The 13,261-nt window shown below is 35.0% G+C and carries 9 protein-coding genes; 5 read left to right on the top strand and 4 right to left on the bottom strand.

Annotated features, from left to right (window positions below):
- The first annotated feature begins 36 nt into the window (after positions 1–36).
- From bioD to V5J73_RS13955, 3 genes are all read left to right on the top strand, one after another.
- Entirely contained in the window at positions 37–654 is a 618-nt protein-coding gene (gene bioD, locus V5J73_RS13965) for a dethiobiotin synthase (protein ID WP_338646581.1), read from the top strand.
- 84 nt (positions 655–738) lie between these two features.
- Positions 739–2,010: an adenosylmethionine--8-amino-7-oxononanoate transaminase gene (bioA, locus tag V5J73_RS13960; RefSeq protein WP_338646580.1), complete on the top strand. Its 1,272-nt coding sequence runs from the start codon at positions 739–741 to the stop codon at positions 2,008–2,010.
- A gap of 155 nt (positions 2,011–2,165) precedes the next feature.
- Positions 2,166–3,341 carry a beta-ketoacyl synthase N-terminal-like domain-containing protein gene (locus V5J73_RS13955; RefSeq protein ID WP_338646579.1) on the top strand — a complete coding sequence of 392 codons (1,176 nt, stop codon included), beginning with the start codon at positions 2,166–2,168 and terminating at the stop codon, positions 3,339–3,341.
- 15 nt (positions 3,342–3,356) lie between these two features.
- Here V5J73_RS13955 and V5J73_RS13950 read toward each other — a convergent pair whose 3' ends face one another.
- A complete protein-coding gene (locus V5J73_RS13950) occupies positions 3,357–3,836 on the bottom strand; it encodes a regulatory protein RecX (RefSeq protein WP_338646578.1) in 480 nt (159 codons plus the stop codon).
- A 301-nt stretch (positions 3,837–4,137) separates the two neighbouring features.
- Between V5J73_RS13950 and V5J73_RS13945 the strand changes: the two genes are divergently transcribed.
- Together V5J73_RS13945 and V5J73_RS13940 are read left to right on the top strand one after the other, a co-directional pair.
- A complete protein-coding gene (locus V5J73_RS13945; RefSeq protein ID WP_338646577.1) occupies positions 4,138–6,942 on the top strand; it encodes a T9SS sorting signal type C domain-containing protein in 2,805 nt (934 codons plus the stop codon).
- Positions 6,943–7,166: 224 nt separating this feature from the next.
- A complete protein-coding gene (locus V5J73_RS13940; RefSeq protein ID WP_338646576.1) occupies positions 7,167–11,024 on the top strand; it encodes a T9SS sorting signal type C domain-containing protein in 3,858 nt (1,285 codons plus the stop codon).
- Between the two features lie 65 nt (positions 11,025–11,089).
- Here the strand turns inward: V5J73_RS13940 and bioB are convergent, their stop codons facing one another.
- The 3 genes from bioB to V5J73_RS13925 form a co-directional block, all read right to left on the bottom strand.
- The gene (gene bioB / locus V5J73_RS13935; RefSeq protein ID WP_338646575.1) at positions 11,090–12,175 is read right to left on the bottom strand and encodes a biotin synthase BioB; all 1,086 of its coding nucleotides are present in this window, start codon (positions 12,173–12,175) and stop codon (positions 11,090–11,092) included.
- A gap of 65 nt (positions 12,176–12,240) precedes the next feature.
- Positions 12,241–12,678: a hypothetical protein gene (locus tag V5J73_RS13930; protein ID WP_338646574.1), complete on the bottom strand. Its 438-nt coding sequence runs from the start codon at positions 12,676–12,678 to the stop codon at positions 12,241–12,243.
- A gap of 133 nt (positions 12,679–12,811) precedes the next feature.
- Positions 12,812–13,261 (bottom strand): hypothetical protein, encoded by a 450-nt coding sequence (locus V5J73_RS13925; RefSeq protein WP_338646573.1) that lies wholly within the window; start codon positions 13,259–13,261, stop codon positions 12,812–12,814.

Raw genomic sequence — 13,261 nt, 5'->3', positions numbered from 1 at the left:
AATCAGTTCAATCTGTGTCATCCGTGTGCCAAACTTATGAAACTATTTATAACAGGAATTGGAACCGATGTTGGCAAAACCATCGCGTCAGCCATTATTACAGAAGCTTTAGAAGCTGATTATTGGAAACCTGTTCAAGCAGGCGATTTACAAAACTCCGACAGTCATAAAGTCAAATCATTTTTGTCTAATGAAAAAACAGTGATTCATCCCAATAGCTATGCTTTGAACACGCCTGCAAGTCCACATCTTGCAGCTGAATTGGACGGAATTGTGATTGATTTAAAGAAAATTATTGAACCCAAAACAGAAAATCATTTGGTTGTTGAAGGTGCGGGAGGTGTTTTCGTACCATTAAATGATACTGATTGTGTGATTGATTTAATCCAAAAGGATTATAAAGTGATTGTGGTTTCGCGACATTATTTAGGAAGCATCAATCATACATTATTGACAGTTGAAGCCTTGCAAAATAGAAAAATTGCAGTTGCGGGAATAGTTTTCTCCGGTGATGAAAATAAAGCTACTGAGGAAATAATTTTAAGTAAAACTGGCATAAAGAGTATTGGAAGAATAGAACAAGAACCCTATTTTGACCAAAATGTAATTAAAGAATACGCAGACCGATTTAGAGAAAATCTATTCAGTTTATAAAAATTGAGAATCAAGAAGAAAGAATCAAGACTTGTTTTTATGTTTTTCTCGCTTCTTGTAGCTTGCTTCTTTTATCTTTGCAAAATGAACTTAACAGAAAGAGACGGTCAATATCTTTGGCATCCGTATACCCAACACAAAACAGCAGCGTTGCCAATTGCCATTAAAAAAGGGAAAGGCGCTTTGCTTTGGGACGAAAATAATAAGGAATATATTGATGCAATCGCCTCTTGGTGGGTGAATCCTTACGGACATTCCAACACATTTATTGCAGATGCAATTTACAAACAACTCACGACTTTAGAACATGTGTTATTTGGTGGATTTACACATGAACCCGCTATTTTGGTAGCAGAGAAATTGATGGAAATTTTACCAAAAAACCAACAAAAAATATTCTTTTCTGATAATGGCTCTACGGCTGTTGAAGTTGCGATTAAGGTCGCTTTACAGTATTTTTTCAATAAAGGAGAAAAGAGAACTACGATAATTGCTTTCGAAAATGCTTTTCATGGCGATACTTTTGGTGCTATGGCAGCAAGCGGAATCTCGTTTTTTATAGAAGCTTTTCAAGGAATGTTTATTGATGTGGTTCGGATTCCAGTTCCCGTTAAAGGACAGGAGCAGGAAAGTTATGATGCTTTACAATCTGTTATAAAAAACAACAATTGTGCGGGTTTTATTTTTGAGCCATTGGTTCAAGGAGCCGCAGGAATGGTGATGTACGAACCGGAATCATTAGATAAATTAATGCGAATTTGTCAGGAGAATAATGTCTTAACTATTGCGGATGAAGTGATGACAGGCTTTGGCAAAACCGGAAAAACTTTTGCAACGGATTATTTGGTGGAAAAACCAGACATGATGTGTCTGTCCAAAGCATTGACCGGAGGAACTATTCCTATGGCGATTACGACTTTTACTCAGGATTTATTCGATGCTTTTTATGATGACGACATTAACAAAGCATTGTTTCATGGACACACCTTTACAGCTAATCCAACAGGTTGTGCGGCGGCTTTGGCTAGTTTGGAGTTGTTGGAAACGGATGAAATGAAAGCTAATATTAGTAGAGTGAATAAACGTCATTTGGAATTTCAAGAACATATAAAAATTCATCCAAAAGTAGTTACAACTCGTGTATTGGGAGTCATTTTTGCTTTAGAAATAAAAACCGAAAGTTCAGCCAGTTACTATGGAACACTGCGTAATAAACTCTATGATTTCTTTATCGAAAATGGTGTGATTCTGCGTCCAGTGGGTAATATTGTTTACATTTTGCCTCCTTATATTATTACCGATGAGCAGTTGCAAAAAGTGTATCAAGTAGTCGAAAATGCTTTAGAAATAGTTTAATTTTGCCTCCAAAGTTATTATACAAAGATTCACAAAGAAAACGCAGCGACTCACAACGAAAGAGGATTAAAAATTTTCTTTTGTAATAGTAAGATGTAGCGCATCTTCGAGTTTTCTTTTTGAATTTTCGCGAAACAAAATAAAAAATTATCCACTTGCAACAACAAATAATCTCCATAACCGCTATAGCTTCCATTTCACCTTTAGGAAATACACCTGAGGCTATTTGGGAAAAATATCTTGATGAAAATCATTGTTTTACGGAACATGTTTTAGACCATAAGAAAACGTTTGTTGCTAAGCTGGACAGTGATTCTGAACAAGTGGTTGCCGACTTAACAGCATCAGACAGCAAATACAAATTCCTAGATAAATCAGTTTTGTATGCCATGGCGGCTTCGCGAAAAGCGATGCAAAATGCGGGTTGGACACAAAATGATATTTTTGGAATTAACATTGGTTCGTCTCGTGGTGCGACAGATTTATTTGAAAAGCATTATCAAGAATATTTAAAAACTGGAAAAGCACAAACATTGTCTTCGCCAACGACTACTTTGGGGAATATTTCCTCTTGGGTCGCCCATGATTTACAAAGTTCCGGCCCTGAAATATCGCATTCTATCACGTGTTCAACCGCTTTACACTCAGTATTAAATGGAGTGGCTTGGCTTAGAGCGGGAATGGCTGATAAGTTTTTAGTGGGTGGTAGTGAAGCGCCATTAACGGATTTTACGATTGCCCAAATGCGTGCACTGAAAATTTATTCTAATGTCAATAATTATCATCCTGAGCTTGTCGAATGGCCAAATCGTGCACTCGATTTAGATAAAAAGCAAAACACGATGATTCTTGGCGAAGGTGCCGGAGTTTGTTGTCTCGAAATAGGGAAAAAAGCAAATTCCTTGGCTTACATTGAAGGAATTGGTTATGCTACTGAGGTTTTGGAACATAATATTTCTATTTCTGCGGAAGCAACTTGCTTCCAAAAATCAATGAAAATGGCGTTGCAAAATACTGATTCATCTGAAGTTGATGTCATTGTGATGCATGCACCAGGAACCATAAAAGGTGATTTGACAGAATATAAAGCGATTGAAAAAATCTTTGGCGAAAGCCTGCCTTTATTGACTACTAATAAATGGAAAATCGGCCACACATTTGGTGCTTCAGGAATATTGAGTATGGAATTTGCAATACTGATGATGCAACACAATAGGTTCGTTGGCGTTCCTTTTGCGAAAGCACAAATTCAAACCAAACCAATCAGAAAAGTATTGATTAACGCCGTAGGTTTTGGTGGAAATGCGGTGAGTGTGCTTTTGAGTTTGTAATTTTTTGTAATTATTTTATTCTTCTTTTAAATTCTCCAGCTCTTTCACTTTTTCATAAACTAAATTGCTCTCGAATCCCTTGCGTAATAAATAATCACAGCATTTTTTTCGTTTCTTTAGATTATTGGTTTCCAAAATGGATTCCCAGTTTCTTTCTGCCAGCGTATGAAAAGTCGATAAATATTCTTCAGTAGAGATTTCTTTTAGTGCCAAATTAATATTGTACTGCGTGATTTTTCGAAATTTCAATTCGTTTACAATTCTTATTTTTCCCCAAAACTTGATGCGGTGTTTTCCTCGCGCGAAACTGCAGGCAAAACGACTTTCATTCAGATAATTATCTTTGATCAGGTGTGCTAAAATAGTGTCGATTTCATCAGAATCCATTTTCATGCTTCGTAACTTCTGTACGACTTCTTCATGACAGCGCTCTTGATAAGCGCAATAATGCTCTATTTTATGGATGGCCTCTTTTATGGAATAAACGGGATTCATGGTTTGATTTTAAGCTGGAAATTTAAGTATTTATAAACGGTAAAATGAAATTGTTTAGTGTAAAAAATAATAGTTCTTACTAATTGCATCCTATTTTACTGTCTAAAGACTATAAATTATTTTATAACTTGAAGATTTTCAAATTCTTTCAAAATGGTATTACAACGACTAAAAAGGCATATTGACGACTTTATTGTGTTTCTAAAATTTGTTTTTTTTAATTTGTTTTAAAGTAAGTTTTTTCTTTTGGAATAACCTACAATAAAATAGATTTTGCCGCCAAATTGATATAAATATTTTTATGAAAATACTTTTACCTAAGCCTACGTTTTTTAGTGTTGTTTTTTTGTTTTTGAGTTTGTTTTTTGCGAACATTTTATGTGCGCAAATTACGGGGGATTATCGTTCTGTAGGAATAGGAAATTGGACTGCTCTTTCAAGTTGGCAATATTATAATGGCACTGCGTGGGTTACTCCTTCAGGAACTTCTCCTCAAGGATATCCTGGACAGTTTGCAGGTACGGGTACCGTAACAATTAGAAATGGAAGTAACATAACCATTAATACTTCTACTCCAAATAATTTTTCTTCATTGGTTGTTGGAGAGGGGACTTCTGGGGTTTTAACAGTAGGTGCTGACATTAATGTATTAACTTTAAACGTGAAAATTAATGCATCAGCTTTAGTTAAATTTTCAGGAAATAATGAAATACGTTTTCCGTCAAATACAAGTATATTAATTAATGCTCCTGGTAAATTTGATGATGATGGAACTTGTAACAACAATGTTGCTGTTTATTTAGGGTCTGTTAAATTTGCAGTATGTAAAGGTGCAGGTAATTCTGAATATACATTCGATCAAGTTAATACATCTGGTGGTACATTAGTAGCTAATGTTAGCTCAATTTCTCCAGTTTGTCAAAATAGCACTATTAATTTATTTGGCTCTTATTCGGGAATAGCAGGAAAAACAATTTCAGAAGGTTCAACTTCAGGAGTAAATTATTCTTGGTCAATCAAGGATCCAAATAATGTTATTACTACAAGCTCTTCCCAAAATCCAAATTTTACAGCGAGCTTGTCAGGAAATTACTCAGTTACGCTTACGTGTGAAACCTATTTTGGGAGCGCTTTATTTACTAATTCAAAAACAATCTCAGTAGTTGTTAATGCTATACCGGCTGTACCAGTAAAAGAATCAATTAAACATCCAGATTGTTTAGTAGCAACGGGTAGTGTAGTTTTAAGCGGTTTACCGTTAGGGACTTGGACAATAACTGCAAATCCTGCAACAGCCGGTTTAACTGGATTAATAGGTTCAGGTGCTACTACAACTGTTGCAGGCTTGGCTCAAGGTGCTAGTTATACTTTCTCTGTGTCTAATGGCACTTGTACATCAACGCCTACTGCTTCAGTTATTGTTAATAGTATAGTAACGACTACTTCATCCGACGGAGTTAATTGGTCAAGTCCTCCTACATTATTAACAGTGGGTATTATTACAGCGCCAACAGCAGCACCCATCTCTTTGACGACAAATACGGAACTTTGTTCTTGCACGGTAAGTGCCAGTACAAATTTAACTGTCAATTCTGGAATAACACTAAAACTTCAAGATAAACTTACTGTAAATGGAACCTTAACTTTCGAGAACAATTCAAGTTTGGTACAAATTAATGATAATGCTAATAATACAGGTAATATAACTTACAGGAGAAGTAGTTCTACAAGTAGAGAGACAGATTATACCTATTGGTCTTCACCGGTTGCAGGGCAAATTTTGAAAAATGTTTCTATTAAAACCCCTTCTGAATTTTTTTATTCATTTAACGCAGCTGCAGATGATTGGAATCAAGAAGATTCTGCTAATGTAATGGCAGTAGGTCGAGGGTACATCATTAGAGGTCCTTATTATGCCACAACGCCACCTCCAGGGTTTCATGAAGCTCCTTTTCAAGGGGTTCCAAATAATGGTCCCATTAATGTTGCCATTCCTTCTTCAGTAGGAGAAACATCGAATCTTATAGGTAATCCTTATCCATCCGCTTTAGATACAGATTTGTTTTTAAAAACAAATAGTTCGGTTTTAGAAGGAACCCTTTATTTTTGGACTCATAATACAGCAATAGGTATTGGTGTTAGTAATCCAGGGACTGGAGTTTATGCCTATTCGTCTGATGATTATGCTACTTATAATCTAACTGGCGGAACAGCAACAAGAATTGGTAATTTTGTAGGGGCAGTAGAACAAACATCAAATAAACCTAATGGTAAGATTGCTGCTGGTCAAGGATTTTTCACTACGGGTAAAGCAACTGGTGGAGATGTCATATATAATAACAAGATGCGTGTTTCTGGAGGTACTTTAGGTGTAAATAATTCTCAATTTTTCAAGACGAATAATACAAAATCAAAGACAACAAGTTCAGTCGAGAAACATCGTGTTTGGCTTAATTTAACTAATGCTCAAGGAGCTTTCAAACAGATGTTAGTTGGATATATTACTGATGCTACTAACGGGTATGATAATGCTTTTGATGGACAAAGTTTTGATGGGAATGAGTTTGTAGATTTTTATAGTATTAATGATAATAAAAACTTGACAATACAAGGAAGAGCATTGCCATTTGATAAAAACGATGAAATAGTATTGGGGTATAGTTCAACTATTGAGGGTGCTTTTTCAATAAGTATTGATCAAGTGGATGGAATATTAGTTTCTGAAGATGTTTTTATTGAAGATAAAACCACCAATACTATTAAAAACCTTAATAAAGGAGCGTATAATTTTTCAACAAAAGCAGGGTCTTTTAACGATCGTTTTGTACTTCGTTATACTGATAAAACTCTGGGAACTGATGACTTTGATAAAACAGGAAATCAGGTTTTAATTTCTAAAGATAAAAATGAATTAAAAATAAAGTCAGAAGCTGAAAGTATAGAACGAATCACAGTTTTTGATTTACTTGGAAAGAAAGTCTTTGATAAAGAAACTGTAAACAGTAATGAATTTAGTATTTCAAATGGCACTTTGAATAAACAAATAGTAATAATCAAAGTGATATTGACCAACGGAAATATAATCTCTAAAAAAGTCATTTATTAGAAATAATATAATGATTTCATAACGGTATTGAAAATCCCATCCTTGTTTCGTTCAGGATGGGATTTTTTATATAATTAAAAACGATTTTTTTTCAGGCTAAATATCACTAAATGTGGGTATTGTGAGGAGCGATCATTGTCTTTATATTTATAGATATTATTAATCTACGCTGAAATTATGAGCGGTGTCTCATTTTAGAATAGCGGCTTAAAATCTATCCAAATTTGAAAACAACAGTAATTTACTTTGCGATACTATTTGGCCTTTTGTTTCATAATAAGGCATATTCTCAACAAGGAAAATCAGATGCAACATTTAATGTTTATGATGATGGTTTACAAGGGGACGGTTTTGATAATACTGTTAGAACGGTCTCTTTGCAAACAGATAGCAAATTGATTGTAGGAGGTGATTATTTGAATTTTAACGGTGCAATAACTACGTATTTATGTAGGTTATTTCAAGATGGGTCTAAAGATACTTCATTTAATCTAGGCACAAGTTTTAATGGTAAAGTGTATTGTTCTTTAATACAGCCAGACGGCAAGATAATTTTAGGAGGTTCCTTTACAACCTTTAATGGAATAAGTGCAAACCGATTAATTCGATTGAATAGTGATGGCTCCATTGATACTACATTCAATACTCTGGTAGCTGCAAGTAGTGGAATAGTGTATGGACTAGCTTTGCAAACTAATGGTAGCGTGGTTATTGTAGGTAGCTTTACTAAATACAATGGAATCACAGCTAATCGAGTATCCCGAATTTTACCTAATGGAAATTTAGATGCTGGCTTTATCACTGGATCCGCGGCTAATGGAGTAGTAGAAGAAGTCCAATTTCAGTCTGATGGGAAGATAGTTTTAGCGGGTTCATTTGATTCTTTCAATGGGATTAGTAACAGTAAAATAATTAGGTTAAATACAGATGGAAGTCGTGATGCTACATTTGTCGTTGGCTCAGGTTTTAATGCTAGCGTATCAGCTCTTGCTTTACAAACTGATGGAAAAATTATAGCAGGTGGTGATTTTGTAACCTATAACGGAATTCTAGCAAATAAAATAGTTCGTCTGAATATTGATGGTTCTATTGATATCAGTTTTCTCTCTGGCTTGGGATTTAATACTGGTGTTGTAGAGGTTATTAAACTAAATTCGGCTGGAGCTATCATGGTTGGAGGTTCTTTTACGGGTACTTATAATGGAGTCGATGTAAATCGATTGACGTTTTTGAGCTCTAATGGAGTTTTAGACCCAGTATTTGATATTGGTGCAGGCCCATTTTCTGCATCAGTTCTGGATGTTACTAATGCACCTGATGGTTCTTGGTATGTTGGAGGTTCTTTCTCGATTTTTGATTCACAAAATCAAGGGCGACTAGCTAAAGTTGATCCTATTGGAAGTTTAGATATTGGGTATCTTACTGCTGGAGTAGGTTTTGATAATTCAGTTTTGAAGGTACTTTCCTTATCAGACAACAAAACTATGGCTTTTGGCAGTTTTACTAAGTTCAACGGAACTATTTGTAACAGAATTTCACGTTTGTCTGAGGATGGTTCAATTGACTCTTCATTTAATTTGTCTGGTGCTGGCGCAAATAATACTGTTAGAAGTGCAGTTATACAAACAGATAATAAAATGGTTTTAGCAGGAGCTTTTACTACCTACAATGGCGTAATTGCAAACAGAATAACCAGAATTCTTCCTGACGGGCTTTTAGATCCAACGTTTATCATTGGATTAGGTGCGAATAATCAAATTTATTCACTTGCATTACAACCTGATGGAAAAATAATTATTGCGGGGAATTTTACCAGTTACAATGGGGTTCTGGTAAATAGAATTGCTAGGTTATTGCCTAATGGAATTCTTGATATCACTTTCAATATTGGTTTGGGAGCTGACGCTATTGTCGAAGCGGTGTTGTTGCAACCAGATGGGAAAATAATTTTAGGTGGGCGTTTTGCTACTTTTAATGGTGTTTCTTATAATCGAATGATTCGTTTGAATACTGATGGAAGCATTGATTCCGGTTTTTCTATAGGCATTGGTTTTGATAAGAATGTATACACAATGGCACTACAGTCAGATAATAAACTGATTGTTGGAGGTACATTTTTAAGCTATGGAGGTGCTTCCGCAAAAAGAATTCTGAGGCTGAATAGTAATGGTAGTCTTGATTCTACTTTTATGTCTGGCCTAGGTTTTAGTAATGGAGAAATTAGAACAATTTTGGTTCAACCGGATGATAGGATTTTACTTGGCGGAACTTTTTCAGGAACTTATAATGGAATAGTAGTAAAAAGGATGCTGAGAGTACTCTCTTCGGGAGTTTATGACACTACTTTTTCAGTAAACTTAAATGGTACGCTGTTTAGTACTTGTTTTACTCCAAATAATAAAATAATAATTGGAGGAAGTTTTAATTCTGTTTCAGGGATAACAAAGCATCGTGTGGCCCGACTTAAACTGTGTACAAATAGTTCTGTTTGGAACGGGATTGCATGGAGCAATGGATTACCTTCTGTTGAAAGAACATTAATTTTTAATGGTAATTATGCCTCACTGTCGTCCGTAAATTCCTGTTCATGTTCTATCAGCGCAGGAACTACCGTTACTATTCCAGATGGAAATACTTTGGGATTAGTTTTTGATTATTCGGGGTCAGGTACGTTAGTTTTAGAGAACAATGCGGCACTTTATCAGTCTGAAGAGCAAGTTACGAATACGGGAGTTATTCAGCTAAAAAGAAAAACGACACCAATTCTCAAAACAGATTATACATATTGGTCTTCTCCGGTTTCAAATCAAAAATTGATTGATGTATCTCCTAATACACCTTCGGACAAGTTTTATTCTTTTGACGCTTCATTAGATTCATGGTTCAATGAGGCTTCAACTGCACCAATGACAGTTGGCAGAGGATATATTATCCGTGGTCCAGATTCTTTTTCGGGTATAGTTAGAGGGTTCCATGAAGCAGTGTTTGTTGGTGTTCCAAACAACGGATTAGTGTCAATTCCAATTGGTACTTCAGATACGTCGAATCTTATTGGGAATCCATATCCTTCAGCGATTGATGCCAATTTATTTATAAATGCGAATAATGGAATTTTAGAAGGGACCATTTACTTTTGGACGCACAATACCGCTATTACTAATAATGTGTATACTTCGGATGATTATGCGGTTTATAATTATTTGGGAGGCGTTGGTACGAGTGCATCTTTAAGTTCGGGAGTTAATAATACAAAACCAAACGGAACTATTGCTTCAGCTCAAGCTTTTTTTGTCACGGGTATTAATGGTGGTGGAGTTGCAAAATTTAATAATAGTATGCGAATGATTGGGCAGAATTCAAGTTTTTTTAAATTAAATGCGACTAAAAAAACAAAAACAAATGACATAGAGAGACATCGTATTTGGTTAGATTTATATAATAGCGAAGGTGCTTTCAAACAAATATTATTGGGTTATGCAACCGGTGCAACTGATGATTTTGATAGTTTGTTTGATGGAGAAAGTTTTAATGGCAATGAATATCTAGATTTTTACAGTATTATTCAAGATAAGAACTTAGTGATTCAAGGTAGGGCTTTGCCATTTGAAGAAACTGATGAGGTTAAGTTAGGCTATAGCACTACCATAGCAGGTGTTTTTACGATTAAAATAGATCAAGCAGATGAATTATTAGCACGACAAAATGTTTTTGTTGAAGATAAATCCAGCAACAGAATTGTTAATTTAAAGAATGAGAATCTCACTTTTAATACTGCTATTGGGGTTTTTAATGATCGTTTCGTATTGCGTTTTATGGATAAAACGTTAGATTTGGATGAATTTGAAAAAGATAAAGAATCAGTTGTAGTATTCAATGAAAACAGACAATTACAGGTAAATTCTACTAAAGAATTCATCGATGAGATTGCTATATATGATTTGGCAGGAAGAAAAATATATGAAAAAAATAACATAAACGAAATTGATTTTTCGTTACTTAACTTAGTTTCAAATAATCAACCATTATTGATTAATATAGTTTTACAAAATGGGCATTCAGTGGTGAGAAAGGTGATTTATTAAAACACAGGGATAAAAAAACCACCTGCTTTGAACAGGTGGTTTGTATGTTGATTTGGAATCAATGTTTATTTTTCTTTACCGGATGCTTCAAGATTCCTTTCAATAGTATGTCCTGGTCTTGACCATTTTGGTTTTTCACCAAGTGGTGCAAATTGTGAATCTTCGGCTTCAACGGTTTGTGGTTGAGAAATTTTTGTGAATGGTTTTTGTGGATTTAAACCTAACATTTCGAACATTTTCATGTCTTCATTTACATCAGGATTGGGTGTAGTAAGCAATTTATCTCCTGCAAAAATAGAATTGGCACCAGCAAAGAAGCACATTGCTTGACCTTCACGGCTCATATTCATTCTTCCTGCTGATAAACGTACTTGAGTTTCTGGCATGATGATTCTTGTGGTGGCTACCATTCGAATCATTTCCCAGATTTCTACCGGTTTTTCTTCTTCCATCGGAGTTCCTTCAACAGCTACCAATGCATTGATTGGCACAGATTCTGGTTGTGGGTTCAATGTAGAAAGCGCTACTAGCATTCCCGCCCTGTCTTCAATGCTTTCTCCCATTCCGATAATTCCTCCGCTACAAACAGTAACATTCGTTTTACGAACATTCTCTATGGTTTGCAAACGGTCTTCAAATCCTCGTGTTGAAATTACCTCTTTATAATATTCTTCTGAAGTGTCTAAATTATGGTTGTAGGCGTATAAACCAGCTTCTGCTAATCGGTGTGCTTGGTTTTCGGTAATCATACCAAGAGTACAGCACACTTCCATATCCAGTTTGTTTATGGTACGAACCATTTCAAGAACTTGGTCAAATTCAGGACCGTCTTTTACATTTCTCCAAGCTGCTCCCATACACACACGGGAAGATCCGCTAGATTTTGCACGTAAAGCTTGCGCTTTTACTTGACTTACCGACATTAAATCATTACCTTCAATTTCAGTATGGTAACGGGCGGCTTGTGGGCAATAGCCACAGTCCTCAGGACATCCACCAGTTTTTATGGATAATAAAGTCGAAACTTGAACCACGTTTGGATCATGGTGTTCTCTATGTATTGAAGCTGCTTCAAAAAGCAAATCCATCATAGGTTTATTATATATTGCGATAACTTCGTCTTTCGTCCAATTGTGTTTTGTAATACTCATCGATGCGATTTTTTGATGCATCAAAAGTAGTTAAATTGTTCTAAAGAAGCAACGCAATAGCTAAGTTAATCAGTTATGTGACGGTTGTTCCAATATAACATCAGTAACATGGTAACAATAACTGATGAAGCGATTCCCTCAAAAAGTAAACAGATGGAATATGTATTCACTGATGGGTTTCCGCCAAATAAGAATGTTTCTGGTAAGGATTTTACATAGGAATCTCCGCCATTTATATAGCTGTACGCTATTAATCCTATGATGCTCAAAAACACGCCAATTAGAGAAGTAATCATAGCCGAAATCGCATTGTCAACAAAGTTTTTTTTGCCTTCTTTTATATTCATTTCAATTGTTCTATTCACACCATAAAACACAAAAAACACATTCAAAAGGCGTAAATAAAATAAATCAGCATAACCCAGAGCATTCATGAGTAAAAAATAGGCTCCAATTCCAATGAAAATAATTCCTCCGTTTAATAACTCTCTTGGTAGTTTCATATAATTCGTTTTAAAGATTAAAAACAAGTTTCATTACGTAACAGTGTTTACGAAGCGTGAATTGGAAATATTTTTTTTAAATCTAAAGTGTTTTGCAAGAATAATTATTTTATTCTTCATCAAATAGGTTGAGTCAATTTTGGTGCTTGTCTGAAGCGTATTTGGTGTCCCAATATAACATTAGCATAAATGTAACAATAACAGCTGATACAATTCCTTCAAATAATAAGGAAATTGAATAGGTCATCACGGAAGGATCTCCGCCAAATAAAAGGGTTTTTGATAAAGAACTTACATAGGCGTCACCTCCTTTTGAAAAGCTGTAGATTATAAGTCCAATTATGCTTAAAAATATTCCTGTAAGTGAAGTGATTAATGCTGAAACAGCATTGGAAACCAATATGGTTTTGCCTTCGGCAAAATTTGATTTTAAGGTTTTCTGGGTTCCGTAAAATACAAATAACACGTTAATCAGACGTAAATAGTACAAATTGGCAAGACCTAATGCTTCCATTAATAAGAAATAAAACCCAATTCCAATGAAAATGATAAGTCCGTTTAATAGTTCTTTAGGGAGTTTCAT

The sequence above is a fragment of the Flavobacterium sp. KS-LB2 genome (assembly GCF_036895565.1).
GTDB lineage: Bacteria > Bacteroidota > Bacteroidia > Flavobacteriales > Flavobacteriaceae > Flavobacterium.
Note: the sequence above shows the minus strand (reverse complement) of the source record. Positions and strands in the feature narration are given on the sequence as shown.

Excerpts from the sequence above, each read along its gene's own strand:
- bioB (WP_338646575.1), bottom strand. The coding sequence starts at position 12,175 with ATGAGTATTACAAAACACAATTGGACGAAAGACGAAGTTATCGCAATA.
- V5J73_RS13925 (WP_338646573.1), bottom strand. The coding sequence starts at position 13,261 with ATGAAACTCCCTAAAGAACTATTAAACGGACTTATCATTTTCATTGGA.
- V5J73_RS13930 (WP_338646574.1), bottom strand. The coding sequence starts at position 12,678 with ATGAAACTACCAAGAGAGTTATTAAACGGAGGAATTATTTTCATTGGA.
- bioA (WP_338646580.1), top strand. The coding sequence starts at position 739 with ATGAACTTAACAGAAAGAGACGGTCAATATCTTTGGCATCCGTATACC.
- V5J73_RS13950 (WP_338646578.1), bottom strand. The coding sequence starts at position 3,836 with ATGAATCCCGTTTATTCCATAAAAGAGGCCATCCATAAAATAGAGCAT.
- V5J73_RS13945 (WP_338646577.1), top strand. The coding sequence starts at position 4,138 with ATGAAAATACTTTTACCTAAGCCTACGTTTTTTAGTGTTGTTTTTTTG.
- bioD (WP_338646581.1), top strand. The coding sequence starts at position 37 with ATGAAACTATTTATAACAGGAATTGGAACCGATGTTGGCAAAACCATC.